The organism is Afipia dichlorophenoxyacetatis (assembly GCF_055386385.1).
In genome coordinates this window covers 2,034,333-2,060,086 of sequence record NZ_AP029250.1, presented here as the reverse complement: position 1 = coordinate 2,060,086, position 25,754 = coordinate 2,034,333, and the positions used below count along the sequence as shown (strand labels likewise).

The window sequence follows — 25,754 nt, the reverse complement described above, 5'->3', positions numbered from 1 at the left end:
CGGGCGACCGGCTCCAATACCCGCGGGCTTCGCAGGCGGACGCGCTTTTTAGCGCGTGAGTTGCATTCATCAAGGCCAATCGCCTCGCGGCATGTCGCGATATGGCACATCGACAACACATGCGCGGCTATCCACAGCGATCACGAAACGATGAATGGCCTTCATGGCAGGGATAACCTATCTGCGGTCCGGTCGCCTGTTTGCAGTGAGGCGGCACACGCCGGCCGGGCCTGCGATTCCATAAACCAAGCCCGGTCGGCTTAATTCAGCGGCGCCATCAGCCGTTCGCTCTCTGTCAGCAATTCCCTATCAGAGATTCAATGGCTTAGACGGCGCATGTCCGCATATCGCCACAATCCCTTGTGAGGCGCTCCTCGCCAGTCTAAACGGCTCGCAGATCTAGCCGATGGAGATCCCCTTGCCTGCACGCCGTCCCCTCGCCGCGACCCTTCTCGCCTGCGCCACCTTTGCGCTCGCGCCCATTGCATCCGGCGCGGAGCTGGACGATGCGAAGCTGAAGCAGATCGTCGATGACGCGGTGAAGCCGGTGATCGCGCAATATGCAGTGCCGGGCCTTGAAGTGGCGGTCACCGTCAACGGCACGCGGCATTTCTTCGATTATGGCCTCGCCTCGAAAGCAGAACAGACGCCGGTGACGCGCGACACGCTGTTCGAGCTCGGCTCCATCAGCAAGACCTTCACCGCGACGCTCGCAGCGCAGGCAGTGGAGGAAGAGCGGCTGTCACTGAACGATCCTGTCACCAAGTTTATGCCGGAGCTGAAAGGCAGCGCGCTCGACAGGGTGAAGGTGCTCGATCTCGCCACCCACACCGCGGGCGGATTCCCGCTGCAGATTCCGGACAACGTGACCAACGACAAGCAGCTCATCGCCTATTATCGCGCGTGGAAGCCACAGCAGCCGCGCGGCACATCGCGTGTCTACGCCAACCCGAGCGTCGGTCTGCTCGGCATGGTCACCGCGAACGCGATGGGCGGACCTTTCGAGGCGCTGGCGCAGGACCTGTTTCACGACCTTGGGCTGAAGCGCACCTACATCACCGTGCCTCAGTCAGAGATGAAGTCCTACGCATGGGGCTATCGCGACGACAAGCCGGTGCGCGTCAACCCGGCCCCGATCGCCAATGAAGCGTACGGCGTGAAATCCAACGCCGTGGACATGCTGCGCTTCCTCGAGGTGAACATGGGCGTCGGCACCGCGCCCGGATCCATCCAGCGCGCGGTGAACGCCACACACACCGGCTACTTTCAGGCAGGTGGCCTCGTTCAGGACCTGATCTGGGAGCAGTATCCTGACCTCGTCGGCCTCGACAAGCTCGTTGCAGGCAATGCGTCCGAGATGCTGAAACCGCTGCCCGCCACCGCCATAGATCCGCCGATGCCGCCGCGCGCGGATGTGCTGATCAACAAGACCGGCGCGACCGGCGGCTTCGGCGCCTATGTTGCGTTCTTGCCGGCGAAGAAGATCGGCATCGTGATGCTGGCGAACAGAGCCTATCCGAACGACGCGCGGGTGAAGGCGGCTTACGCCGTGCTGTCGAAGCTGGCGGAGTGAACCTGCCTACCGGCAGGCGCGGTAGCCGAAGCGCTTGATGATGTCGCCACCAGAAATCTCATGAAAGTCGAGAGTATCCATGAAATGGTTGGCGGTGACATATCGGCGCAAGGCGCCGTTATAGGTGTTGAGCATTTTTTGCGTGTAGACGGGGCTGACGCCCGATGCCCTCGTGCCACCGGCGTGAAACAACAGCGTCGCATCCGGCGAGACGCAAACATTCCGGATCGACAGGAACATGGTGCAGGCGGATTGACAGTGGCTGTCAATGCGAAAGCGCTCACCGGACGCGTTGTACTGCTGTATCACGGACTGGAATCGCGCAAATTCAGCGGGATTACGCGCACCGTAGCCCATGCCCAAGGACGACACGGATCCATCGGCATAGGCCGGTTGCCCCGCGACGCAACAGAAAATGAAGAACGCGCCCAGCGCGCGTGCCGATTGCTGCCATTTATGCAAAGCGCTCTCCCCGTAAAATCTTGATTGAAATTTTTGAACCGATCATTTTGCGAGGGCTTTATATCGTATAAAGACGTATCGATCCACGCCTGCAACGCGCTCTTTAGCGCCGCCATTCCATGACCAGGAACCACCGCGCGCGTTGAAATCGATTTCACTGCGGTGGTATGACTCCGGCATGCCTGTTCTGATTTCATTCTCCGGCTTACCGGGGGTCGGCAAAACGACCGTTGCCCGCGCTTTGGCAGCGGAAATCGGTGCCAGCTATATCCGCGTGGATTCTATCGAGGCGGCGCTGAAAAACAGCAGCTTGAAAATCCACCCGGCCGAAGATGCCGGATACGTGACGGCGTATGCGGTCGCGCAAGACAATCTGGCGCTGGGCTTCGACGTGGTTGCCGACACGGTGAATCCCATCGACGTGACGAGGCGATGCTGGTCCGACGTCGCGGACGCCTGCGGCGCACGATTGCTGAACGTGGAGATTGTGTGCTCAGACCAGGCTGAACACAGGCGCCGTGTGGAGACGCGCCGTAGCAATATTGCTGGTCTCGATCTGCCGGATTGGAAACGCGTGCAAAGCCGCGGCTATGAAGACTGGACCAGCGAGCGTTTGGTGCTGGACACCAGCAAGCTGTCCGCGGGCGAGTGCGTCAAAAAGATTATCGAATTGGTCCGCGCCCTCTGAGCGCGACATCATCCCCGGCTCGCGCATCCGGTGCGCGGCCCGTGATGCCCCTACTTCGCGCCTTCCTTTTCCTTCTTCTTGTCTTTTTTCTTCTTTTCTTTCAGCACGTCGGCCTGCGCGCGGAAAGCCTCGGCCAGGCTCGACCTCTCCTGCGCCTCCTCATCATCGAAGCTGAAGCTCGCGAAACGCGCGGCCCGCTCAGCCTGCTTTTTCAGTTGCTTGGTTTCCTTCATGGGCGCGATTCCAGCGTTTTGAAACGAATCCCGACGGAATAACGCTGAAACATGAAAGCTGGACGAAGGTTCCACGAAATGTGCCGGCCGCGCGGTGAAAGATGCCCCGCCGGAGCGGCTTCATATCCCCTAACGCGCAAGTGGGGGGTCAGTAACGGCAAGCGTGAAAAAGGAGCGCGGATAAAACGCCATTCGCCTTTTGGACGTAACTCGATCGAGGGATGTTTCTGGCGGCTGACGCGCCCGCTCACAGGGCGGATAATGCTCTCGGACGTCAGTGGCTTTCGCAAGGCCCAGCTTGAGATCGTGCTTTCGATAAGGCGGCAAATACAGCCATTGGGAGGGCATCGTGACCAACATGACGAAGCTCCTATCATCGAGCGGCATTCTCCTCTGTCTATCACTGACGTCAGGCGCTTTGGCGCAACAGACCACGGGCACACCAGGGACGCCGAGCGCGACGACCACCATCGACGGCAAACAACTGCCGCCCGAACCTCCCAAGTTTGGTGGTGTGATCAAGGAAACGGCGCAGGAGTCCAAGCCGTATTGGCCGCCATCCGTGGTGCCGCCCAAAGGCGCACCAAACGTCCTGCTGATCATGACCGATGATCAGGGCTATGGCGTTTCCGGCACCTTCGGCGGCGTCGTTCCGACTCCCAACATGGACCGCATCGCCAAAGCGGGGCTGCGCTATACCCATTTCAGCTCCACAGCGCTTTGCTCGCCGACGCGGGCGGCGCTGATCACCGGCCGCAATCACCACTCAGTCGGGTACGGTGTGATCGGCGAAATGTCGACCGGCTATCCGGGCTACAATTCCGTCATCGGTCAAGACAGCGCGACGATCGGCACCATTCTTCGCGACAACGGATATGCCACATCGTGGTTCGGCAAGAACCATAACACGCCAACCTATCTCTACAGTGCGGCCGGACCATACGATCAGTGGCCGGTCGGCATGGGCTTCGAATATTTCTACGGATTCATGGGCGGCGAGACCGATCAGTGGACGCCCTACCTGTTTCGCAACACGACACAGATTTTCCCGTGGCTCGGCAAGCAGGGCTACAACCTCACCACCGATATGGCGGACGAAGCCATCAGCTACATGAACAATCTGAACGCGGCTGCGCCGGACAAGCCGTTCTTTGTTTATTACGTGCCCGGCGGCACGCACTCGCCGCACCAGCCCAAGAAAGAATGGATCGACAAGTTCAAAGGCAAGTTCGACATGGGCTGGCAGAAGCTGCGCGAGCAGATTTTTGCCAACCAGAAGCGGCTCGGCGTGATCCCCGCCAACACCGAGCTGACGCCATGGCCTGATACTCTGCCGAAGTGGGACTCGCTGTCATTGATACAAAGGAAGCTGTACGCGCGGGAGGCTGAAGTGTTCGCCGGCTATGCGGCCTACACTGACAACGAGATCGGCCGCGTTATCCAGGCGGTCGAGGACATGGGCAAACTCGACAACACGCTGATCATCTACATCAGCGGCGACAACGGCACCAGCGCCGAAGGCACCCTTGAAGGCACGCCGAACCAGATGACGGCCTACAACGGCATCCTGAAACTGCCGGAAGCCGAGCTGATGCTGAACTACGAAGCCTGGGGCTCCGACAAGACCTACCCGCATATGTCGGTGGCCTGGTCATGGGCGTTCGACACGCCGTTCAAATGGACCAAGCAGGTCGCATCGCACTTCGGCGGCACACGTCAGGGCATGGCCATATCGTGGCCCGGCCACATCAAGGACACCGGCGGCATCCGCTCCCAGTTCCACCACATCATCGACATCGTCCCGACGATCCTGGAGGCCGCCGGAATTCAGGCGCCGGCCACGGTCAACGGCATCGCGCAAAAGCCGATCGAAGGCATCAGCATGGCCTACACATTCGATCAGGCCAATGCCAAGGCGCCATCAAAACGCGAGACGCAGTATTTCGAGATGTTCGCCAATCGCGGCATCTATCACGACGGCTGGTACGCCGCGACGACGCCGCCGGTGCCGCCGTGGGATCTGGGAACGACCAAGCTTCCCGAGATCAACGACTACAAATGGGAGCTCTACAACATCGCGGAAGACTTTTCGCAGAACAACGACCTCGCCGCCAAGAACCCCGACAAGTTAAAGGAGATGCAGGCGCTATTCCTGACGGAGGCGGCGAAATATCAGGTCTTGCCGCTGGACAACTCGATCCTGCCGCGCATCGTGACACCGCGGCCGAGCGCGACCGCAGGTCGAACGCTCTTCACGTACTCCGGTGAGAACGCCGGCATTCCGGACGGCAATGCTCCGAGCATCCTCAACAAGGATTACACGATCACCGCGGAGATCACCGTTCCGCAGGGCGGCGCCGAGGGCATGATTGCGACACTCGGCGGCCGCTTCGGCGGATACGGTCTCTACTTGCTCAAAGGCAAGCCGGTCTTTGTCTACAACATGCTGAACTTGAAACGGTACCGCTGGGAGTCCGGTATTGGAAGGCGCGACCTGCTCGCCGGTGCGCTCAAGCCCGGCAAGCACACGATTGAATTCGATTTCAAGTATGACGGGCCCGGCCCAGGCAAGGGCGGCACGGGCGTGTTGAGCGTCGATGGCAAAGACATCGCCAAGCAGACGATGCCCCACTCCATTGCATTTCTGATGGCGATCGATGAGACCTTCGACATCGGGAGTGATACCCGCACCGCCGTGGACGACAGTTACAAGCTGCCATTCCGCTTCACGGGCAAGATCGACAAACTGACCTACAAGCTTGGTCCGACGCAGATGTCGAGTGAGGAACAAAAGCGCATGCGGCACGCGCTCGAAAGAGCGACCGACTGAGCAGGCAGTTGCATGGCCCCTCAACAAGGGCGTACACGGAACAAGTGTTATGCGCGCGGCCCGCTTTGCCGGGGTGCGCCTCACAAAATAGGCTAGTGTCCCGGTTCTAACGTTCGCATCACTTTGCAGCACTCTCGTTTGCGAACGTTAGAACCAAAAGGGACACTAGCAACTTGATGAAACTAGTGCGCTTTTGGATTTGACGTTCGTAATGAGGACTCGCCGCAATACTGATACGAACGTCAAATCCAGCGCACTAGGGTTGCCCGAAATTTCCGCGCGACGGCGGCGGGTCATATCGCTCACAATCTGGTATCGCTCGCCACGACGCTGCGCCTGCACCACCTCTCCGAAAGGCTTTCAATGCTCGGAATTCCCCGCCGCTACGCCCACTTCATTTTCGGCGTCATCCAGTCCGGCCTCACCTCCTGCATCGCGGCAGGAATTGCGAGCTATCCATTCATCGCAAGCGGCGGCTTCGTTCACCACTGGCTGTCGGCGTGGCTGATCTCATGGGCCATGATATTGCCGGTGGTGATCTTTGCAGCACCCGCGATCCGCGCATGCGCCATGGCCCTCACGCGCGAAGACGAACCGGCGGCGTCCAGCTAGCGAATATGCGCGGCAGCCGGGTTAGCTCTCCGGCTCCGATGTCGGCTTGCGCGTCGTCTTGTGCGCCGCTTCTGCCACCTGGGCCGGCGTCATCACCTCCGTGGCTGCCTTTCGCGAGGCAACTGCGGATGACTCGTTCTCTAAACCACTCTTGAAACCATTCTTGGCCGAACGCTTCCAGCCATCGAATACGAAACCGGACCAGAAGGCGCAGAACAGCATGAACGCCGCGGATTTCCCGGTCGGTGGGATATCGCACACCCACGCCATCAGCGTCGCGCCCACCGCGAAGACGAGCGACCGGATGGCCAATTCCCAAAACGCGGACAACCTCACGACAACAGCCCCGCTGTGAACGGCTCGCCCATGAGCCCTCACCTGTTGGTCGGTGGCTGCCCGGCAAGGGTTCAAATCGAGGGTTCAAGTCAAGGATTCAAAGCTGTGCGTGCCACGCGCAGACGCAGATCGGATCAGGTCTGCCCGTCCTGATCCACTCCCGAACGAGGAAGCATCCCCGGCTTTCGGCGCGGCCTGAAATAGGTGTTCAGGTCCGGCTGCATGGCGCGGCCGATGATGCGAGTGCCATAGAGGCCCGCAAAGGCTTCGACGTCGTCGACCTTCTTCTCTGCGACTGCGCGGAACATCCCCTCGATGCGCCCGGGCGTGAAGATCACGATGAAGCGGGCCACAGCATCGGTGAGATTGCACCACGCATGAGGCACGCCCTTGGCGACGGTGATGGAACGGCCGGCCTTGAAATCCTTTGTCTCGCCTGCGATGGAGATTTGCAGCGTGCCGTCCACAACGATGAAGTGCTCCTCTTCATTGAGATGAAGATGAAGCGGAACGCCCATGCGCGGGTCCGCTTCCACTTCCATAACGAGATACGCGCCGCCGGTGTCGATGGAAGATGTCTGAACCCTGAACCGCTCGCCCGGCGTGGTTTCGAGCCATCCGCTCTGTGTGCTTCCAGCCTGAGAGCCTGCGTTCTGTTGGCTTGCGCTATCCGTGGTTGGCGATGCCATGCTTTTGCCCCTCTGCAGCCCGCGCCGGTGACCGCGCGCGTCGTTGAATACAGATGTAACGTGGCTGGAGCGCGCTACTGCGTGATTTCAGTCTTTGAGAAGAGAACTACGGCTGTAGCGCGCTGCCTAAGATGTGGCGCAACCAAAACGCGCACAGCTAACGCGAGAGCTGTGATCGACGAAGAACGCTTCGAAAATAGGCCTTATCGGAGTTTCTGGAATACGTGATGCCGTACACTTGGAACGCGCCGCCGAAAAGCTTGCGTGATGTCACTCAACGATCACGCGACGATCACAATGAATCATGAAAGCGCCATCTGACGGGCAGTCGATAATAAGTGTGCGGAATCCGAAGTTCGCTTGAAGAACGTACGAAGAAAATGAATCGGATTTCTGAACCACCACACGAGGGACTGGGGCCAACGACAAAACCTCTGAGGGAGGGGTAATCCATGGCAATTCGGTTCCGAACAATCGACGGCTCCAACAACAATTCTGCAGATTCCACCATGAACCAGGCCAACACGGACTTCACGCGTGTTGGCCCGGCGAATTTCGCCGATGGCTTCAATGAAATGACGGAAGGGCCGAACCCGCGCGAGATCAGCAACATTGTTGTGGCGCAGCCAGAGGACGCAACGCATTTGATAGATGACAGCGGCGTTGCGTTGTCAGGCATGATGTATGCATGGGGCCAGTTCATCGATCACGATCTGGATCTGCAAAAGACGAGCACGACCACGGATATCTCGATCACCGTTCCTGATGACGACAAGTTTCTGGAGCCCGGCAGCACTATTCCGCTGACGCGTGTGGCCATCGATCCTGCAACCGGTGTTGAGGGACATCCGGCAACCGCTATCAATACGGTCACAGGCTGGTTCGACGGATCACAGATCTACGGATCCGACCCGGCCATCGCAAAGAGTTTGCGGACAGCCGACGGCCATATGAAAGTCTCAGCAGGCGATAATCTGCCGATCGTCAACAGCGATCAGGGCCCGGTCTTTGCAGCCGGCGACGTGCGCGCGCAGGAGAACCCGGACCTCACCGCGCTGCAGGTGCTGTTCGTGCGCGAGCATAACTATCAAGTGGACCAGCTGCACAAGGAACATCCAAAGTGGAGCGGCGACAAGCTGTATGAGACAGCCAAAGCCATCACCACAGCCGAGATGGTCAACATCACCTACAGCGAGTTCCTGCCGCATCTGTTGGGCGAGAATGCCATTGCCCCCTATCGCGGCTATAATCCCAACGCAGACGCGCGGATCAGCGAAGAATTTGCAGGGGCGGCTTTTCGCTTTGGTCACTCCGTTGTTTCGGACGGGATTGAAGCCACCAATAACATCGGCGCCGTCACGTCGGAGCAGACGCTCGCTGAATCGTTCTTTACAGATACAGCAGGCTACGTGGCGATGGGCACGGACGGCTTGCTCCGGCATCTCGCAGGAGATTTGGCCAACGAGATCGACGCCCACATTATCGATGGCCTGCGCAACTTCCTCGTCGATCCTCCCGCCGGCATAGATCTCGCAGCCATCAACATCCAGCGCGCCCATGATCTCGGGCTCGGCACGCTGAACCAGACCCGCGAGGCGCTGGGGCTAACGCCCTATACCAGCTTCGATCAGATTACGTCCGATCCGCAGGCCGCGGCGGCACTGAAGCAAGCCTATGGCAACGTCGATGCCATCGATCTGTGGACCGGTGGATTGTCGGAAAATCATGCGCCGGGAGCCGTCATCGGGTCGACCTTCGCGAAGATCATCGACGATCAGTTCACGGCGTTACGCGACGGCGACAAGTTCTATTTCGAGAACCAGAAGTTCGACAAGGAGACGTTGAACGAGATCAAGCACACCACCCTCTCCGACTTGATCATGCGCAACACCGATACCACCGCCATGCAGAGCGATGCGTTTGTCGCCACCGAACGGCACAGCGGCACGCTCGGCGGCGTCGACCCCAAAGGACAAGAAGCGGCCGAGGGCATGGCGCAACTCGTGGTCGGATCTCCGGGCAAGGATACGCTGACCGGCGGAAAACTGAACGACACGTTGGTTGCAGCGGCCGGACAGATGACCATGACCGGCGGAAAAGGCGCCGACACCTTTGTGTTCAACAGTGAGTATTTCCAAGGTCACCAGAAGAGCACCGCAACCATCACCGACTACAACCCGAAAGTGGACAAGCTGCAGATACTGTCCGACGCGCACGTCCAGATGTCGTCCGATCATCACGGCGGAACGCTCCTGCACGTCGGCAACGACACCATCGACCTGGTGGGCGTGAAGCCGAACAACTTGCACGATCGCGACTTCGCGTAAGCCCCGGTCAGGGGGGCAAACTGCAATGTCCGCCTCAGCATGAGGCGGACATTCGCTAAGATCTAATTACGGCGTCACCGCAAGAACTTTGACGCCAAGCACGTCGGCGACACGGCGCGCCGTCGCCTCCCGGCGCGCAACGATCGCCGCCATATCCTGCTTGGCCCTCTGCAGTACGGCTGGCGGCGCCGTTTCCGGCGTGCCGCTGTCGAATGGCGGCTCCGGCGCATAGGCCATTTGCAGCTGAATTTCCTTCGCCGCATCTTCACCGCGCAAATCAGCCGCGAGACGTAGTGCGCCGTCGATGCCCGCGGTGACGCCTGCGGCAAACACCCAGTCATCATCGATGACCACGCGTTCATCGACCGGGATCGCGCCGAAATGCGGCAGCAGGTGGAACGAAGCCCAATGCGTCGTGGCGCGCCGTCCCATCAACAGCCCCGCCGCGCCGACGAGCAGCGCGCCGGTGCAGACCGAGAAGATCCGCGCATGCCGCGCCTGCTCGCGCAGCCAGCCGAGCACGTCTGCGTTTTGCATCAAAGCCTCCTGCCCGCGGCCGCCCGGCACGTGAAGCACATCGAGCTGCGGCGCGTCGGCAATGGACGCATCGGGCGCAAGCCGCAAACCACGGAAGTCGCGCACCGGCGCTTCGGTGAGGCCGTACAGGCGATAGGTCGAATTCGGAATTTGAGACAGCACTTCGAACGGACCGGTGAGATCGATCTGGTCGAGACCTTCGAACAGCAGCGATCCGATCTTCAGATGTTGGTCATGCGGGATCATGGTTAGCCTCGTAATTTACAATGGACAGGCAGAGCCTAATCGGGCACGCTCTGGCGGAAATGCCAAAGACCCCTCGTTTCCCGCCAGACCAAAAATCCGTGTCTTTGAGGCGCAGCGCACTGTTACGCGCGATCAAGACGCGCGCGATCGAAGTACTGGTCTTTCCATCGGTACAATTGCTCGACGCCTCAGGCCCTCTGCAGGTGTTCGCAACGGCCAACGAGCTCGCGGTCAGCGCAGGTGGAACACGGCCCTATGCGCCGCGTGTGGTTGCGCGCGGCGGCATGCCGGTCACGTCCTCTGCCGGACTCGAACTCGCGACGCATCCGCTCTCTCCCACCGGCGTATCGCTCGACACGCTGCTGATCGCTGGCGGTCCCGGCGTCCGTGAAGCTGCCACCGATCCCGCCACCATCGAATGGGTGCGCAAGCGGACCGCGAAAGCGCGCCGCACCGCATCAGTCTGCACCGGCGCCTTTATACTGGCGGCAGCCGGCGTGCTCGAAGGACGGCGCGCGACGAGCCACTGGCGGCATTGCGATGAACTGGGACGGCTCTTTCCGAATGTTCGTGTCGAAGCCGATCCGATCTTCATCAAGGATGGTGAGGTCTGGACCTCGGCGGGCGTGACCGCCGGCATCGATCTCGCATTGGCGCTGGTCGAGGAAGATCTCGGACGGACAATGGCGCTGGCGGTTGCGCGCCAACTCGTGGTCTTCCTGAAACGTCCCGGCGGCCAATCGCAGTTCAGCGCCGCGTTGTCGCTGCAGACTGCGGACGACAAGTTCGGCGCCCTGCATGAGTGGATCGGCAAGCACCTCGCCGACGACATCTCGCTGCCGGTGCTGGCCGAGCGCGCCGGCATGAGCGAACGCAGTTTCAGCCGCCACTATGTTGACGCCACCGGCATCACGCCTGCCCGCGCCGTCGAGCAACTGCGCGTCGAGGCCGCACGCCGGTTGCTCTCCGAGACCAGGCTTCCGATCAAACGCATCTCACAGCGCTGCGGCTTCGGTTCTGAGGAGACGATGCGGCGCAGCTTCCTGCGTCTGCTCGCGGCGACACCACAGGACTACCGCGCGCGCTTCAGTGCGTGAGACTGCAGATCGCGCGCGGAAGGACGTTCGCGTCCGGTGAGAAGCGGACGCGATCAATGTCCCTATTTCGTGAGTTCGGTGATCCGGTTCAGCGCGGTGGGAAAGCCCTTGAGCGAGACCTTGAGCTCCACCGGCTGTGCCTGGGCCTGGCCTGTCGCGCTGACATTCAGCGCGGTGCCGGTTTTCAGCTTCGCAACCTGAGCGCCATCGAAGTTCAGCGGCACCAAACAGCCCTGCGGCAGGCAGGTGGAAAACGCCAGCCCGCCGGCCGCGGCTTCATCGATCTTGAGGACCACGCCCTTGGCGAGCGCGAGGCCAAACGGCATCAGCAAAGCGCCCTCGAGCTTGCCCCCGGCGGCGTTGCGCAATTCAACGGTCAGCACAGTCTGATTGGTCTGGGGATTGCTCTGCACCTGCCGCATCACGCAGCCGGCCGCATTGTTGGCCTGTGCCTGGCAGGCGACGACCCAATCCTGATAGCTCTCGGTCAGCGAGCCCGCCCCGTTCGGCAGCGGCGCTGCCGTGACTGATGAGGCCGCGAATACCGCGCTAGCGAGCAATAAGTTGCGCAGGCCGGCGCGCCGCGCTGCGATCATTGTCTTCAACGTCATGTTCTTGATTGCCTTCATCGTCCTGCTGGCCGGCATGGCTTGATGCCGGCTGTTGGTGCCGCCACGCCGCCGGGGACCGCTTCGGTAAGTCGACGCTCCACGGGGCAGCAGCGACGCCCTGTCTATCAGGTTCCGCTGAGTAAACATATCTCATGTCGCGATGATGAAGGGTTGCGGACACCGGCGCCAGCAGCGGCGCGGGCTGCCCAATAACGCCAACGCACTCAAGCTCGACTAGCGGGGTCATTGATTGACGTCCCTTCGTCCATTATATTATCATCGTAATACAATAGATCAGACGATTTAGCTTGAGGGAAAATCCTGTGACACAGTCATCTCAATCGCCGGAGGCGATGTCGCTCGAACTCGCAAGCCGCCTGCCCGGACTGGACATCATCCAGGGGCTTTTGAACGGCAAAGTGCCGCCTCCCCCATTCGCAGACATCACCAACGTCAATCCGACGCTGGTTGAGCGCGGCCGGGTCACGTTCGAAGGAACACCGTCCCACCGCTTCAACAATCACATCGGCGTCGTGCACGGCGGCTGGGCATCATTGCTGCTGGATACGACCATGGGCTGCGCGGCGCACACGATGCTGGACGCGGGCTATGCCTACTCGACGATCAATTTGAATGTGTCATTCATCAAACCTGTGCGCGCGCTTGGCGTCATTCGCTGCGAGGCAACGGTCTTGCATTCCGGCAGAAGCACGGCTTCGGCCGAAGGCCGCGTGTTCGACAGCAAAGGAAATTTGGTGGCGCACGGATCGGCGACGTTTTTCGTCTTTAAGGCAGGTGCTGCAGCCTGAACACAGCCGCGTTTGGCGCTGACGAGATTCGTCATCGGGCAAGCAATCCGCTGCGCGCGTTTGCCGGATTCGAGGGCTTCGCGAACCGGTCATCATATGAAGGAAATACGTCACGCATGCCGTGCGCGTGAAGTTTTTGCACCCATCGCTGCCTCATTTTCTCCTTGGCCGAATTGAATAGTCCGGCTCCTCGTCGATATTTCGGCGAGTCGCAGCACGTGCCATGTCTCAATCGAGTTCCCGCTCGGTGGATGGCGCAGCCAGAACAAGAAACTACAAGGAGCGGTTCTCCAATGTCGTTCAAGCATTCTGTTGTTTGGCCTGTTTCAATTCTCGTTTGCCTCAATGCCATCCCAGCCTCTGCACAGACTCCTGCCCCGGCGAAACCGGGCGCACCGGATGCATGCAAGCTGCTGACGCAAGCCGATCTTCAGGCGCTCTTCCCCGGTCGTCCGGTGGATAGCAAGGGGCCAACTTTGAGCCCGATCTTCAAAGGCCCGCAATACAACGAGAGCTGCATGTATACGGTCAAGGTCCCAAGTCCGACATCGAAGTCGGAACTGACCAAGTTTGCGAGCCTCAACACCGTGCTGTGGGGCGGCGAGATCGACGGTCCGCGAGGCTCGGCTGCGACGTTCGCCTCGATGCGTTCGACCCGCGAGAAGGTGAACGCCGATCCAAAACTGAACCACAAGATCGAGCCGCTGACCGGCCTTGGTGACGAAGCATTTCTCGAGACGTCGGACTTCACCATCACGGCCCGCGTTCGCAAGGGCGACCTGATCTATGTCGTCAACCTCGATACCTATTCGCCACAGACACGGCCCAATGTCATCGCGCTTGCCACGCAGGCAGCCAAACGCTGGCAGCCGGGCACCGGTATGGTCGACGCCTCCGCGCCGGTCGCGACAAACGGCAGCGTCGATATCCCGGAGGATACGCGGACCTCGTCCGCAGCCCCATCAGACCAATGGCCGGATGCCTGCGCGCTGCTGACGCCCGAAGACGTCCACTCGGTGTTCGCCGACATGAAGATCGATCCGCCGCGCAAGATCATGGCTCAACTCCGGCATGAATCACGCATCGACCATGTCGAGACCTTGCCGAAGCCGATCCGCTGCATTTACTCGACCAGCCGGACCGACATCATCAAGGGAGAAAAACGATTTGCCGTCTATGACGCCAGCGTGAGCATCTCCAATATGGCGGCGAACGACGACCTGTCGAAGAAATACTACAAGATCGCCCGCAATACCGGCGACGGCAGCGCCGACGTCCCCGGACTTGGCGACGAGGCAAGCAGCAGCATCATGAATTCGATTGTCATCCGCAAGGGGCGTCTGGTGCTGGAGGTCCGGGTCAGTGGCGGCGATCGTGATCGTGATCTGCATGATGACGGCACACGGCGCGTCAACGAACTTGCCAGGATAGTGGCTGCAAAGCTGCCCTGACCGGACGCGCACCAATCTCCATCACAACAGGAGCGACTGACAGCGCCGGACTTGCCGTCTGCCAGTCGTTCAATATGTCTCCGCTCTGCGGCCGCCTGATTGCATTTCAGCGAAGTCGGCTGTAAGACAACAGCCCTCAGGAGAATGAATGATGCACTTCGCTGCACATACAAAGATTGCACGCGCCAAGATGCGAATGCCCGCCCCGCAGGAGACATGCTGGAGGGATTAAAGGCGCATGCGCGCCGTTCGGTCGAAGCGGACCCCGAGCCCTCCCATCCTGCGGGGGGCTTTTTGATTCTAGTGCGGCGGATCTGACGTTCGTATCAGTGTTAACCGCTGGTCCATCATACGAACGTCAGATCCAAAGCCGCACTAGATTCATATTTTTGCTGGTGTCCCTTAGGTTCTGACATTCGTAAACGAGCCAGCCGCAAGCTGATACGAATGTCAGAACCGGGACACCAGGTCCGCACTTTTCGCCCAACGGAGTGCACCATGACCAAGTTCCTCATCACCAGCGCTTTACCCTATATCAACGGCATCAAGCATCTCGGCAATCTTGCCGGGTCGCTTCTTCCCGCCGACATCCACGCCAGATACCGGCGTCAAACCGGCGCCGAGACACTCTTCATCTGCGCCACGGATGAACACGGCACACCCGCGGAACTTGCAGCCGCGGAGGCAGGCCTCGATGTCGCGAGTTATTGCGCCAAGCTGCATCGTATTCAGGCTGACATCTACAGCCGCTTCCAGCTCTCTTTCGATCATTTCGGCAGATCGTCGTCTCCTCAAAATCGCGCCCTCACTCAGCATTTCTTCGCACGTCTCGAGGACAACGGGCTCATCGAGGAACGAACGCTCGAGCAAGTGTTCAGCCGCGATGACGGCCGCTTTCTCCCCGATCGGTATGTGATCGGGACGTGCCCTCACTGTGGCTCCGACCGAGCCCGAGGCGATCAATGCGAAGCTTGCACGCGTCCACTCGATCCATCGGATCTGATCTCGCCACGCTCGGCGATTTCCGGATCGACAGCGCTGGAGCTGCGGCCAAGCCGCCACCTCTTCCTCCGCCAGAGCGCTCTCGAAGGTGACTTGCGCGAATGGCTGGCCTCTCGATCGGATTGGCCGCCGCTTGTGTCCTCGATTGCGCGGAAATGGCTGGATGAAGGCATTCGCGATCGATGCATCACGCGCGACCTCACATGGGGCGTGCCGGTCCCGAAGCCTGGCTTCGAAGGCAAGGTTTTCTATGTCTGGTTCGACGCACCGATCGAATACATTGCAGCCACACAGGAGTGGGCCGAGAGACATCCGAACAATCGCGATTGGCGTTCGTGGTGGTTGGAGGATAGCGACGTGCGGTACGTTCAATTCCTGGCCAAGGACAACGTGCCGTTTCACGCCGTGAGCTTTCCATGCACCCTGCTCGGATCCCGCGAGGGCTGGAAGACGGTCGACGTCATCAAAGGCGTGAATTGGCTCACTTACGAAGGCGGGAAGTTTTCGACCAGCGCCGGACGGGGCATATTCCTCGACCAGGCACTGGATCTTCTGCCCGCAGATCGTTGGCGATGGTGGCTGACGGCGCACGCGCCGGAAGGCAGCGACACTGACTTCACATTCGCGCGTTTCGCTTCCGACATCGATCATGATCTCGCCGATACATTCGGAAACCTTGTTCAACGCGTGCTCAGCTTCGTGTCCACGCGCTACGATGCCACCGTCCCAGCCGGTGGCAATCATGGACCTGAAGAACGAAAGCTTGAAGACGAACTCCACAGGCTTATCGATGACCTGCGCCTTCATCACGATGCATTGGCCTTACGCAAAATCGCCGATACCGTTCGTGCCATCTGGAAACTGTCCAACAGCTATCTGGTGACACGCGCACCGTGGACCTTGATCAAAACCAATCCAATCGACGCGGCAGTGACGATCAGAACGGCCATCAACCTCATCGGCATTTGCGCCCGTGCGGCGTGGCCGATCATTCCCAGCACAGCTGAAATCGTCCTGACCGCACTTGGAGACCTCGACGGCGACGTCCCGGCTTTCCCATCCAAGGCTGACCTCCTTCGGATTCCGGAAGGACGACGTCTCAAGAACCCTGGTCCGCTGTTTGAAAAGCTTGGGCCCGACTGGGCTGAGCAAAACCGCCAGCGTTTCTGCGGCGAAGTACACCACAAACAATTTTGAGGTCTTGGGAAAAAAATGAGGCCGGCAACAACGCGTCTGCCGGCCTCATTTTTACAATCGTACGGATTTACACTGCGCGTCGCAGCGATCACGCGGCGCGCCGCCGATTGGTCAATATCAACACGACAGCCGAGACCAGGAAGTAAAACGCACCGAAGGCTGCGTAAGGGGCCACATCAGTGATCGTCGGAATCTTGGCGCCGCCCGCTCGCACCACAAACAACCCACCGGCAAGCGCCGACTGCGCTCCGCTTAGGATCATCGCCCACTGTGCGCCGAACGCGCGCCAGCGGCGAACGCCAGTGACCAGTTGGGCCAATCCCGCTCCGATCGCCCAGATCCCGAACACTGCGAGCACGGCATTCATGCTCACCTGCAGGGCGGCAGCAACAGCAATCGCGGCGACGAGACTGACGGCGACGTTCAGCGCCTGCGTCGGGTTCGCCCTGAGACCACCGCTGACCTGAGCATCGAACCAGTTCGCCAATGCGTCCCACGCAGGATAGCTGACCAGCAACAGCGCCTCGGCTGTGGCATTTGAACGGCCGACGGCCACCGCCGCCGCCACCCACGCCGCGGCCACAATGGCCCGGACCAGATAATATCGCGCCAAATTCCCTGTTAAATCCGCCTGCGCACCAGCGTTTTGCAGATTGCCTGTCGTCGTCGTCATGTCTGTCTCCATCACCAAGTGAGGCCGAAACCATCCCGCGGCTACGCGGCCCCAAATACATATTGCGATAATTATTATCGCGATATATTTATGGGGCTTGATTGGCGACGTGTCCAGAATTATTTATCGCGATATACAATCTTGTGATCGCACGCGAGGATTGCCGTGGAACTCACCCTGGATCAGCAGCTCTGTTTTTCTCTCTACGGCGCCAGCATGGCGATCGGCCGTGCTTACAAGCCGCTGCTCGACGCATTGGAGATCACCTACCCGCAATACCTTGTGTTGAGCACGCTTGGGGAAGGCGGCGCACAAAGCGTCGGCGCCATTGCCGACCGGCTGGCGCTGGAATCGAGCACGATCACGCCACTCGTGAAGCGGCTCGAGCAGGCTGACTTCGTGGTGCGGAAGCGCAATCCCGAAGACGAGCGGCAGGTCGTCGTCAGCCTCACGGCGAAGGGAACGCGGCTGCGCGAGAAAGCACGCTGCCTGGGCGAAACCTTGTTTGCGGCCGCGGGTATGACACCGAAGCGCTTGATCGATCTCAATGGAGAAGTCCGTGCCTTCCGCGAGGCCGTGAACCACTTTCTTGAAAAGAACCCCTCTTAAGATCAACTGAGGTATCCGTTGTGGTTTGCGGTGGCTAGGCCCCTTCTACGTCGAGAACGATCTTTCCTTTCGGTGACGGCATCTGGTGCTCCAACATCAGGTGAGCATCCCGCGCAGCGGAGAAAGCCAGCACCGCGCCCACATGTGTTTTCAGTTCACCGCGATCAATCAGGTCGGCGATTTTGTGCAGACGCTCGGCCGTCACTTCAACCAGGAAAAACGCTGCGGTGACACCGTGCTGTTTCGCGCGCTCTTGATCAGGTGGGGATACGGCGGAGATCAGCTTGCCACCCGGGCGCAGAACCTGGAATGAGCGTTGTTGCGTCTCGCCCCCGACCAGATCAAACACCGTGTCAGCGTCCGTGACCTCATCTTCGAAGCGTTGGGTATGATAGTCGATCACTTGGTCTGCACCGAGCGACCGCACATACGCGATGTCCTTGGTCCCCGCCGTCGCAATGGAGCGCAGCTGAGCACGCCGCGCGAGCTGAACCGCGTAAGCGCCAACACTGCCTGCAGCGCCGTGAATGACGACGGTCTGCCCCGCTTCCAGGCCAGCATGATCGAACAGGCCCTGCCACGCCGTGACCGCGACAACCGGAACGGACGCCGCTTCAGCATAGTTCAGTGAAGTTGGCTTCCTCGCAATCATCCCTGCGGAGGCCACCGCGTACTCTGCATAAGCGCCGAGAAACTGAGTGTTGGTGACGCCGAAAACTTGATCTCCGGCAGCCAAGCCAAAAACGTTCGGGCCCACAGCCATCACAATTCCCGACAGATCGGAGCCGAGCGTCAAAGGAAGCGGCTGCGGCAACGCGCTCTTGCCGGCCCTGATCCAGCTGTCCCAGGGACCCACTCCTGCTGCGTGAACATGGACAAGCACCTCGCGTGGACCGGGATCCGGCCTCGGAACCGTATCGAGGATCATCGCGTCCGGCGGGCCGAACGCGTGCACACGCCAGGCTTTCATCGATGCAGGAGCGGAGGGACTGGTCATCTTGAACCTCCTTATGACGGCGAGGGTCTGCTCGCATTCACGGCAAAGCGGCCGTCGCGAAGCGCGCGTCGGCCGCATGCGATGCCGGTTCGGCCCGCCTAATGTAGCGTGGCTTGCGGCGCACTGCCCTCATGTGCCGCACGAGCCGCGTGGTCCACCGCTCCCCGCGTCATCCGCAGCATGCGCTGTGTTTCCTCGCCATACTGAGTATATGCGTTCTGCCAGAATTGGCTGTAAGCCTGCTGCAAATCCGGTAATGACCGGCAGTCCTGAAGAGTCTGGATCAGATGCACATGCTGGCTCAGCCGCATACCGGCAAACTCGAACCATTCCAGGAATAGATTCTGGAGGACCGTACTCTCCTGCTTGTCAGATTTTGTGCTTGGCGTCAGCACCTTCTCGTCCAGCTCGCTGGCAGGTGGGCGATCAAATGACATCGTGACAACAGACGCGCTGGGAGCGTCCTCACTTGCAGATGCGCCGCGGGCGTCCTCACTCACCGCGTCTGCGGCTACTTCGAATGGATCATGACTGATCGCTTTCGTAGATATGTCGAGAGCAGCCTCGCGCACCGCGTGTGTCGATGCCTCAAGTTGCGCTTCGTTGATCGTTTCAACAGATGCATCGAGAGCGCGCTTGTCCGCCTTCGGAGCGCTCCTCTTGTCTTTCTTTGATCTGGCTGTCATTTCTGATCCCTCATTCTGCGGGTTCGTTCAAGCAAGAAAAGGACTCATGAAACGACAGTTGCTCATCGCGCGATGGCGATTGTGTGATGTGCCGTGCGGTAAATCGTCTAGCTGTGGAGGAACCGAATTCTCGGGTCATCACTGACCGGTAGGCAGCGAAGCCGGTCGACAGGCTCCGCGCTGATCACAGTGGCGCATATATCGAAGGCTGCTGATCGAGCAGCCTTCGACGTTTGCGTACTTCGCACAGACGAACCCGAATGTCCGATTTGCTCCGGACATCAGCTGGCGTTGAAATTTTTCGAGATCCTAACCCTCGAATTTAAACGAGACCTTGAGCTTGGCGCGATAGGCCTCGATCTTTCCGTCATTCATTTGCAAATCAAGCTCGACGACTTCGGCAACACGCAGATCACGAAGCGTTTTTGCAGCCCTTTCGACGGCTGATTTAGCTGCCATTTCCCAAGAGTCGGTACTGGTTCCGATTAATTCGATGACCTTGTAAACACTCTCAGCCATGAAGTCCTCCTGTTCTAACGTGTTGTTGAGAAAGCAGGCTTGCGGCAACGGTGGGATGATATCGACAGCAATAACTTCGTCCAGAACTAATATCCAAATGACTCACATAAAGGACACCCAACGACGTGCCCCAGCAGAAAAGCCTGCTATCGGGACAGATCGCTAACGAGCAAAATTACAGAACCTCGGACTCTCAACCAGTGAAGCGCAGCAAGAGTCGCCTCCATTGAAACGAGGAAGCTCACGCCGCTCGCTTACTTTCCAAATCTGCACTCCACTCGCCTATGCTCGCGAGCGAGTTCATGCGCGCGCGATGAGTAAAGGCCTGCTGCGCCGCCCGCACATTGTCGGGATTGCCCGCCCACGCTTTCTGTGGCGCGGACTGCAGCGCACGGCCATAGGAGAACGTCAGTTTCCACGGCTGATGGACGAGCCTGTTGATCGCATCAAGATGCGCGGTCGCTTCCTCGTCAGATTGACCGCCGGACAGAAACGCAATGCCCGGTACCGCCGACGGCACACAATTCTTCAGCAGCCGGATGGTCTTTTCCGCGACTTCCTGAACGGAGGCCTGCTTCGCATTCTTCTTGCCAGGTACAACCATGTTCGGCTTCAGGATCATGCCTTCGAGCGCGACCTTTTGGTCGTAAAGCTCCTGAAATGTTTGCTTGAGAACGGCCTCGGTCACCTCGTAGCAGCGGCCAATGTCATGATCGCCGTCCATCAAAACTTCCGGCTCGACGATCGGTGTGATCTGCGCGGCCTGACACAGCGCTGCGTAGCGTGCGAGCGCATGCGCGTTGGTGTGGATCGCAGTATGGCTTGGAATGCCCTTGCCGATATCGATGACCGCGCGCCATTTCGCGAAACGTGCGCCCTGCTCGTAATACCTCTTCAGCCGCTCCGAGAGCTTGTCGAGGCCGACGGTCACCAGTTCGCCAGGGCACTGCGGCAGCGGCTGGGTGCCTTCGTCCACTTTAATGCCGGGAATCGCCCCCGCCTGCTCGATCAGTTTGACCAGGGGCGTCCCGTCTTTACCTTTTTGCCAGATGGTCTCGTCATAGAGGATGACGCCGGAGATATATTTTGACATCGCGTCCGTGTCGCGGAACAGCATTTCGCGATAGTCGCGACGGTTGTCCTCGGTGGACTCCACGCCGATCGCATCGAAGCGTTTCTTGATCGTGCCGGAGGATTCGTCCGCGGCAAGAATGCCTTTGCCCGGCGCGACGAGGGCTTGAGCAACCTTGTTGAGGTCAGCAAGATTCATTTCAGCCTCCGCGTGATTGCGGTGCAGCTTTCCCCAAGTTCACAAGCCGGCACAGCATGGCAATGAGAAGCTGGGTATTGTTAGCACAAAAACCCGTCGGCAAACCATACTCACATTAACGCCGGTAACCCGGTTTACCTCCGGCCGAAGGGCTTTCGAGCTGCTTGAGCCGATCGCACACCGGATTCTTTGCGCAAGTACCCCGGTAGGATTTTTTGTGACACGATTTCTGATCGCATGACATCCGCACAGAAGATGCCCTTCATCGCAGCCGTGCAGACGACCTCTCGCTGAATTAAAATTTAGTCAGATATCAGTCGCGGAGAGTTGAGTGACGAGCCTCTCCAGAGCCGTAGCGATTTTTGAAAACGAACCCACCTCAGAGGTACAGGCAATTCCTGACGGAGAGTGGTTATGTTTCGTAAAACAATGATCGCGTTATTGGCAGTCGCCTCAGTCGGCTTGGCTTTGCCGACCATGGCGGAGGCGCGTGGCGGCGGAGGCGGCCATGGCGGCGGCGGAGGCGGTTTCCATGGTGGTGGCGGCTTTGGAGGCGGAGGTTTCCATGGTGGCGGCTTCCATGGCGGTGGATTTCACGGTCGCGGCTTCGGGCGCGGATTCGGCTTCGGCGGCTTTGGTTATGGACCTTATGCCTATGACGATTACGGTTACGGTTACGGCTATCCGTATGCGTACAATGACTATTACGACGACAATGGTGATTGCTACGTGATTCAGCGACGCGTGCACACCACACATGGATGGCGCGTCCGTCCCGTTCAGGTGTGCAGTTGATGTTTGACCGCGATCTGGACTGATCGCGAGAGCATGATCCGGAAAAGTGTGTAGCGGTTTTCCGAAAAGATCATGCTCAAACAATACCCTAAAGCGCGATGACGATTCATCCTGGTCTCGGCGCGCGCTTTAGTGGAGCAATTTCGGCGCTCAGGCGCCGAGCTTGCTTCGCAGAGGCTGCTTTGCGATCTCTTCAGTGACCGGCTTGAGCAACGCGACTTAGCGTTTCTGAAGATAGTGCTTCCGGGGATGAAACGACCTGCTCAGAGCCAGATGCAGCCTCCGGCTTGGTCGCCAGCACCGTGCTGTACGGGTTGCCGAAGATAAACACCTTCGAGCTGCGCCAGATGATCCATTCGAGCTCGACGAATGTGCGCATCTTGAGTTTGTATTTCCACAGCACGAGATGCTGCAGGAAATTCCATGTGAGACCCCAGGCCCAGAATGGCAGCCGCCGATAACGGATCGGGCCGAAGCCGAGCCGCCGCAGCTTGTAGACGAGAACATTGGCGCCGACAAAATTGTAGCGCCAGTTTTCGAAGAAGGCGGTGACGTTGTGGTAATCCTCTTTACGCCGGCAATGATCCAGCGCACCCGGTGACTGGATGAGCAGTCTTCCTCCCGGCTTGAGCATCCGCCAGCAGCGCTGCAGCCACGCGTCCAGGTTTTTCGAATAGCCGATGGATTCGAGCGAATAGATCGCATCAAAGGTTTCGTTCGGAAGATCGAGGCTGTCGAAGTCGGTGACGATCACCTGCCCTCGCCCGGAGAGCTTTGCAAATTTCCGCCGGCAGATCTCCGCTTGCTTGGAGGAATTGGTCACGGCCACGATTTCAATGTTGCAACGGCTGGCGAGGTAATACGCCGCAGCCCCCGATCCACAGCCGAGATCCAGCACCCGCATCCCGTCCTTCAGATTCAGAAGAGCGTATTCAGCTTCATAGGGGCGCGAGAATGGCGCGCGTGGAAAAATGCACGTGCTGTAGTTCGCTTCCTCGTCGCGATACGTTCCGAACAGGTCATCATATGTGCGCTGCTGATCGTCGTGTTTGAGAAAGTCGTCCGGCTTCGGTGTCCACTCGATCAGTTGACGTTGCTCGAATTCATTCAACGCATGACCGATCGTGCTTGCGTCCTTCGGCCGGGTCACTAGGAGAAAAAGTACGTAATGAAGTATGTTGTAGGCCACGAACAGCGCGATGACGATCGCCACGATAAACAGAAACGTCAGAACAATGTTCAAGTTTACTCCTGTACCCACTGAAACACTCTGAAAACGATAGAGACTGTTAATGTCGATCAGGCACGGCCAAATAGCACCGTCCCTGATATGCTAATATGCTCGTCTTGGAGAGTACAAGAGAGATGCGTCGTTAATGGATGACGCAAGAAGAGCCTCGTGGTTCCAGCCGCGACAACAAATAGCTATGCGCGGCCAGTGCGTTAGCGCTCAGAGCCTCGACCGGCATAAAACGCCTTGGCATCGGCCGTGAATTCAGTCCGCGAAGCCGGCCGTGTGTAAAGCATGTGACCGCCACGATAGACTTTGAATGCCACGCGAGCGCTGATGTTGTCCGGCAGATGATCGACAACGTATTTGTTGACCGCGTAATGGACGACCAGATCGCTGTACCCTTGGGCGATCAGAACCCGCATGGACGGATTCAGAGCGAGAAGCTGCCGCAGATCATCGCTGGCGCTGACTTGGGAACGAGCGCCCCGCCCCCAATCCCACTTCTCGTTGATGCCATCGCCGAGAAGGATGTACGTCATCTCGGTTTTGAAGCCGAGTTGCTCACGGGCATAGTGCACGAAGGCGCCTCCGTAGCTGCGAACGAAGCCATCGAGAATTGGGTCGTCGCCTTTCGCTGTATCTGACTCTGGGAACGGATCAGGCGCGGCGAAGGCGGCATCGTAGCGGCTGACAACAGCGCCATCCCCTTTCCGCAGATTTTTGACGTATTCGTCGCGCACGAAGCCGCGGGTTTGGCGGATCATCTCGATCGGCAAGCCTGTCAATTTGGCAACGCGTTCATAAAACGTGTCTGCGGCTGCGCCTTTCGGAGGCGGGCCAGCGAGCGTGGTCAGGAAATCATGCATCGCAAATTGTTCGGCGGCTTCCACGCCGTCTTTTGAAAAAGTCTTCCGGCGCTCCATCTCTGCGGCTGCCAGCGATGGAAGCTGCAGCGCCGCCCCCAACGCGAAGTGATTGGCTCTGAACAGAAGCGGCCCCTCGATCAGCGGCGACAGCATCACGATGCCTGATACAGCGATCCCCTGATCCTGCTGAAGCGCGCCCGCGACCTTCACCGCACGAAGACCGCCATAACTTTCGCCGAACAGGTAAATCGGAGACGACATGCGGCCGTTGTGAGCGATGTACAGCGCGATCGTCTTGGCAATCGCCTGTGCATCCTGCCGCACGCCGTAGAAGTCTTTCGCCTCATCAGGTTTGGCGGCACGGCTCCAGCCCGTCCCGACCGGATCGACTAACACCAGATCAGTGAAGGCGAGCCAGCTTTGCGGGTTGTCGACCAGTCTGGCGTTGGCTGCGTCCCGTTCTGTCGGACCGAAATCGAGAATTTTGGGACCCACCAGGCCGAGGTTCAAGAAAGCGGATGCCGCGCCCGGTCCGCCATTGAAGACGAATGTCAGCGGGCGATCCGCGCCTTGGCGATCGGCCACATAGCTGGTGTAGAAAATCGCGGCCGATCGGTTGCCGTCCTGTCCGTAGAGATTCAGCGTCCCGGCGGTCGCCTTATACGAAAGTGTCTGATTGCCGATCGTGAGCACATGTTCCGTCACCGAGTCGGCCGGCAATAGGCCGAGCACGCCCGCTGGCGATGAGCTGCCCGGCGATGGCTTGCTCTGCTGACCCGGCTTCTCGGTCTTGCTGGTGGGCTGCGGCTTCTCAGAACTGCCGGCGACCGGTGGCGCGGCGTCTTGCGCCTGCGCAAGGTGAGGGAAACACGCAAGAAGGATCACTGAGATCATGACGCGGGCGTTAGGCATCATCGTTCCTCGTTCGACTGTCATCTTATCCCCGACTAAAATATGTCAATTCGGCGATCTTATGAGTCCTGTCGATTTCGACCTTGAACTCACTCCCAAGGCACTTAAGTGCCGCACGCGCCGGCGGAAGGTTGCAACTGCCGGGGACGCGCGGGAATTTGTCCTGCGCCGAAATCTTGAGGAGGGAAACCGATGAAACTGAATTCAGACCAAGTCACCCGAACCCTCAGCCAGTTCGATGCTCAGGTCCTCCCCGAAAGTCACCCGGCGGTTCCCCAATTGAACAGCCTGTTTGGCGATCACACTTTTTTCTTAAACAACAACGGCCTGAACGTTCTTGAGCCCGCCGCAACATCGGAACGAGAAGCTGAAGCCGGCGAGATCGTTAATATTGCTCTCTGGAGCGACGAAACCCAGACGAGCTTGCGCGTGCACGACCCCGAACCGACAGGCGTTGTCATCTCGCTTGCGAGCAAACACTGATCCGCGAAGC

25 protein-coding genes are annotated in these 25,754 nt (G+C 59.3%); 12 read left to right on the top strand and 13 right to left on the bottom strand.

Features of this window, described 5'->3' with window-relative positions:
- Positions 1 to 406 precede the first annotated feature (406 nt).
- Positions 407 to 1,573 (top strand): class C beta-lactamase, encoded by a 1,167-nt coding sequence (ampC, locus tag ACZ5C3_RS09545; protein WP_464044673.1) that lies wholly within the window; start codon positions 407 to 409, stop codon positions 1,571 to 1,573.
- A 6-nt stretch (positions 1,574 to 1,579) separates the two neighbouring features.
- Here the strand turns inward: ampC and ACZ5C3_RS09540 are convergent, their stop codons facing one another.
- The gene (locus ACZ5C3_RS09540; RefSeq protein ID WP_464044672.1) at positions 1,580 to 2,035 is read right to left on the bottom strand and encodes a hypothetical protein; all 456 of its coding nucleotides are present in this window, start codon (positions 2,033 to 2,035) and stop codon (positions 1,580 to 1,582) included.
- Between the two features lie 178 nt (positions 2,036 to 2,213).
- Here ACZ5C3_RS09540 and ACZ5C3_RS09535 point away from each other — a divergent pair, with 178 nt between their 5' ends.
- Positions 2,214 to 2,723 (top strand): P-loop nucleotide/nucleoside kinase family protein, encoded by a 510-nt coding sequence (locus ACZ5C3_RS09535; protein ID WP_464037175.1) that lies wholly within the window; start codon positions 2,214 to 2,216, stop codon positions 2,721 to 2,723.
- Between the two features lie 50 nt (positions 2,724 to 2,773).
- Here the strand turns inward: ACZ5C3_RS09535 and ACZ5C3_RS09530 are convergent, their stop codons facing one another.
- A complete protein-coding gene (locus tag ACZ5C3_RS09530) occupies positions 2,774 to 2,956 on the bottom strand; it encodes a hypothetical protein (RefSeq protein WP_464037173.1) in 183 nt (60 codons plus the stop codon).
- Positions 2,957 to 3,314: 358 nt separating this feature from the next.
- On the opposite strand from ACZ5C3_RS09530, the gene ACZ5C3_RS09525 reads away from it, so the two are divergent.
- Both ACZ5C3_RS09525 and ACZ5C3_RS09520 read left to right on the top strand, forming a co-directional pair.
- Positions 3,315 to 5,786, top strand: coding sequence for an arylsulfatase (locus ACZ5C3_RS09525; RefSeq protein WP_464038308.1), 2,472 nt, complete (start codon positions 3,315 to 3,317; stop codon positions 5,784 to 5,786).
- A gap of 363 nt (positions 5,787 to 6,149) precedes the next feature.
- Positions 6,150 to 6,398 carry a DUF2798 domain-containing protein gene (locus ACZ5C3_RS09520; RefSeq protein ID WP_464037171.1) on the top strand — a complete coding sequence of 83 codons (249 nt, stop codon included), beginning with the start codon at positions 6,150 to 6,152 and terminating at the stop codon, positions 6,396 to 6,398.
- 21 nt (positions 6,399 to 6,419) lie between these two features.
- Here ACZ5C3_RS09520 and ACZ5C3_RS09515 read toward each other — a convergent pair whose 3' ends face one another.
- Together ACZ5C3_RS09515 and ACZ5C3_RS09510 are read right to left on the bottom strand one after the other, a co-directional pair.
- The gene (locus ACZ5C3_RS09515) at positions 6,420 to 6,734 is read right to left on the bottom strand and encodes a hypothetical protein (RefSeq protein ID WP_464037170.1); all 315 of its coding nucleotides are present in this window, start codon (positions 6,732 to 6,734) and stop codon (positions 6,420 to 6,422) included.
- 134 nt (positions 6,735 to 6,868) lie between these two features.
- The gene (locus tag ACZ5C3_RS09510) at positions 6,869 to 7,423 is read right to left on the bottom strand and encodes a cupin domain-containing protein (RefSeq protein ID WP_464037168.1); all 555 of its coding nucleotides are present in this window, start codon (positions 7,421 to 7,423) and stop codon (positions 6,869 to 6,871) included.
- Between the two features lie 452 nt (positions 7,424 to 7,875).
- Between ACZ5C3_RS09510 and ACZ5C3_RS09505 the strand changes: the two genes are divergently transcribed.
- A complete protein-coding gene (locus ACZ5C3_RS09505) occupies positions 7,876 to 9,750 on the top strand; it encodes a peroxidase family protein (protein WP_464037166.1) in 1,875 nt (624 codons plus the stop codon).
- Between the two features lie 66 nt (positions 9,751 to 9,816).
- On the opposite strand, the gene ACZ5C3_RS09500 is transcribed toward ACZ5C3_RS09505, so the two are convergent.
- Positions 9,817 to 10,533 carry a DJ-1/PfpI family protein gene (locus tag ACZ5C3_RS09500; protein WP_464037164.1) on the bottom strand — a complete coding sequence of 239 codons (717 nt, stop codon included), beginning with the start codon at positions 10,531 to 10,533 and terminating at the stop codon, positions 9,817 to 9,819.
- Between the two features lie 146 nt (positions 10,534 to 10,679).
- Between ACZ5C3_RS09500 and ACZ5C3_RS09495 the strand changes: the two genes are divergently transcribed.
- Entirely contained in the window at positions 10,680 to 11,630 is a 951-nt protein-coding gene (locus tag ACZ5C3_RS09495; protein ID WP_464038307.1) for a GlxA family transcriptional regulator, read from the top strand.
- A 62-nt stretch (positions 11,631 to 11,692) separates the two neighbouring features.
- Here the strand turns inward: ACZ5C3_RS09495 and ACZ5C3_RS09490 are convergent, their stop codons facing one another.
- Complete coding sequence (locus ACZ5C3_RS09490; RefSeq protein WP_464038306.1) at positions 11,693 to 12,226, bottom strand: invasion associated locus B family protein; 534 nt, start codon at positions 12,224 to 12,226, stop codon at positions 11,693 to 11,695.
- 338 nt (positions 12,227 to 12,564) lie between these two features.
- Here ACZ5C3_RS09490 and ACZ5C3_RS09485 point away from each other — a divergent pair, with 338 nt between their 5' ends.
- The 3 genes from ACZ5C3_RS09485 (at position 12,565) to metG (ending at position 16,700) form a co-directional block, all read left to right on the top strand.
- A complete protein-coding gene (locus ACZ5C3_RS09485; RefSeq protein WP_464037162.1) occupies positions 12,565 to 13,050 on the top strand; it encodes a PaaI family thioesterase in 486 nt (161 codons plus the stop codon).
- A gap of 293 nt (positions 13,051 to 13,343) precedes the next feature.
- Complete coding sequence (locus ACZ5C3_RS09480) at positions 13,344 to 14,501, top strand: hypothetical protein (RefSeq protein WP_464037160.1); 1,158 nt, start codon at positions 13,344 to 13,346, stop codon at positions 14,499 to 14,501.
- Between the two features lie 498 nt (positions 14,502 to 14,999).
- Positions 15,000 to 16,700 carry a methionine--tRNA ligase gene (metG, locus tag ACZ5C3_RS09475; protein WP_464037158.1) on the top strand — a complete coding sequence of 567 codons (1,701 nt, stop codon included), beginning with the start codon at positions 15,000 to 15,002 and terminating at the stop codon, positions 16,698 to 16,700.
- An 88-nt stretch (positions 16,701 to 16,788) separates the two neighbouring features.
- Here metG and ACZ5C3_RS09470 read toward each other — a convergent pair whose 3' ends face one another.
- Positions 16,789 to 17,373, bottom strand: coding sequence for a DUF308 domain-containing protein (locus ACZ5C3_RS09470; protein WP_464037157.1), 585 nt, complete (start codon positions 17,371 to 17,373; stop codon positions 16,789 to 16,791).
- A 165-nt stretch (positions 17,374 to 17,538) separates the two neighbouring features.
- Here ACZ5C3_RS09470 and ACZ5C3_RS09465 point away from each other — a divergent pair, with 165 nt between their 5' ends.
- A complete protein-coding gene (locus ACZ5C3_RS09465; RefSeq protein WP_464037155.1) occupies positions 17,539 to 17,982 on the top strand; it encodes a MarR family winged helix-turn-helix transcriptional regulator in 444 nt (147 codons plus the stop codon).
- A 34-nt stretch (positions 17,983 to 18,016) separates the two neighbouring features.
- Here ACZ5C3_RS09465 and ACZ5C3_RS09460 read toward each other — a convergent pair whose 3' ends face one another.
- The 4 genes from ACZ5C3_RS09460 to ACZ5C3_RS09445 all read right to left on the bottom strand — a co-directional run bounded on the left by ACZ5C3_RS09460 (position 18,017) and on the right by ACZ5C3_RS09445 (position 21,454).
- A complete protein-coding gene (locus ACZ5C3_RS09460) occupies positions 18,017 to 18,952 on the bottom strand; it encodes an NADP-dependent oxidoreductase (RefSeq protein ID WP_464038305.1) in 936 nt (311 codons plus the stop codon).
- Between the two features lie 125 nt (positions 18,953 to 19,077).
- Positions 19,078 to 19,665 (bottom strand): hypothetical protein, encoded by a 588-nt coding sequence (locus tag ACZ5C3_RS09455; protein ID WP_464037153.1) that lies wholly within the window; start codon positions 19,663 to 19,665, stop codon positions 19,078 to 19,080.
- A gap of 309 nt (positions 19,666 to 19,974) precedes the next feature.
- Positions 19,975 to 20,184: a dodecin family protein gene (locus ACZ5C3_RS09450; protein ID WP_464037151.1), complete on the bottom strand. Its 210-nt coding sequence runs from the start codon at positions 20,182 to 20,184 to the stop codon at positions 19,975 to 19,977.
- A gap of 241 nt (positions 20,185 to 20,425) precedes the next feature.
- Positions 20,426 to 21,454, bottom strand: coding sequence for a class I fructose-bisphosphate aldolase (locus tag ACZ5C3_RS09445; protein WP_464037150.1), 1,029 nt, complete (start codon positions 21,452 to 21,454; stop codon positions 20,426 to 20,428).
- 414 nt (positions 21,455 to 21,868) lie between these two features.
- Here ACZ5C3_RS09445 and ACZ5C3_RS09440 point away from each other — a divergent pair, with 414 nt between their 5' ends.
- Positions 21,869 to 22,249: a hypothetical protein gene (locus ACZ5C3_RS09440; RefSeq protein WP_464037149.1), complete on the top strand. Its 381-nt coding sequence runs from the start codon at positions 21,869 to 21,871 to the stop codon at positions 22,247 to 22,249.
- Between the two features lie 193 nt (positions 22,250 to 22,442).
- Here ACZ5C3_RS09440 and ACZ5C3_RS09435 read toward each other — a convergent pair whose 3' ends face one another.
- Positions 22,443 to 23,492: an SAM-dependent methyltransferase gene (locus tag ACZ5C3_RS09435; RefSeq protein ID WP_464044671.1), complete on the bottom strand. Its 1,050-nt coding sequence runs from the start codon at positions 23,490 to 23,492 to the stop codon at positions 22,443 to 22,445.
- A 200-nt stretch (positions 23,493 to 23,692) separates the two neighbouring features.
- A complete protein-coding gene (locus ACZ5C3_RS09430; RefSeq protein ID WP_464038304.1) occupies positions 23,693 to 25,234 on the bottom strand; it encodes a S10 family peptidase in 1,542 nt (513 codons plus the stop codon).
- 219 nt (positions 25,235 to 25,453) lie between these two features.
- On the opposite strand from ACZ5C3_RS09430, the gene ACZ5C3_RS09425 reads away from it, so the two are divergent.
- Complete coding sequence (locus ACZ5C3_RS09425) at positions 25,454 to 25,744, top strand: hypothetical protein (protein ID WP_464037144.1); 291 nt, start codon at positions 25,454 to 25,456, stop codon at positions 25,742 to 25,744.
- Positions 25,745 to 25,754: the final 10 nt, after the last annotated feature.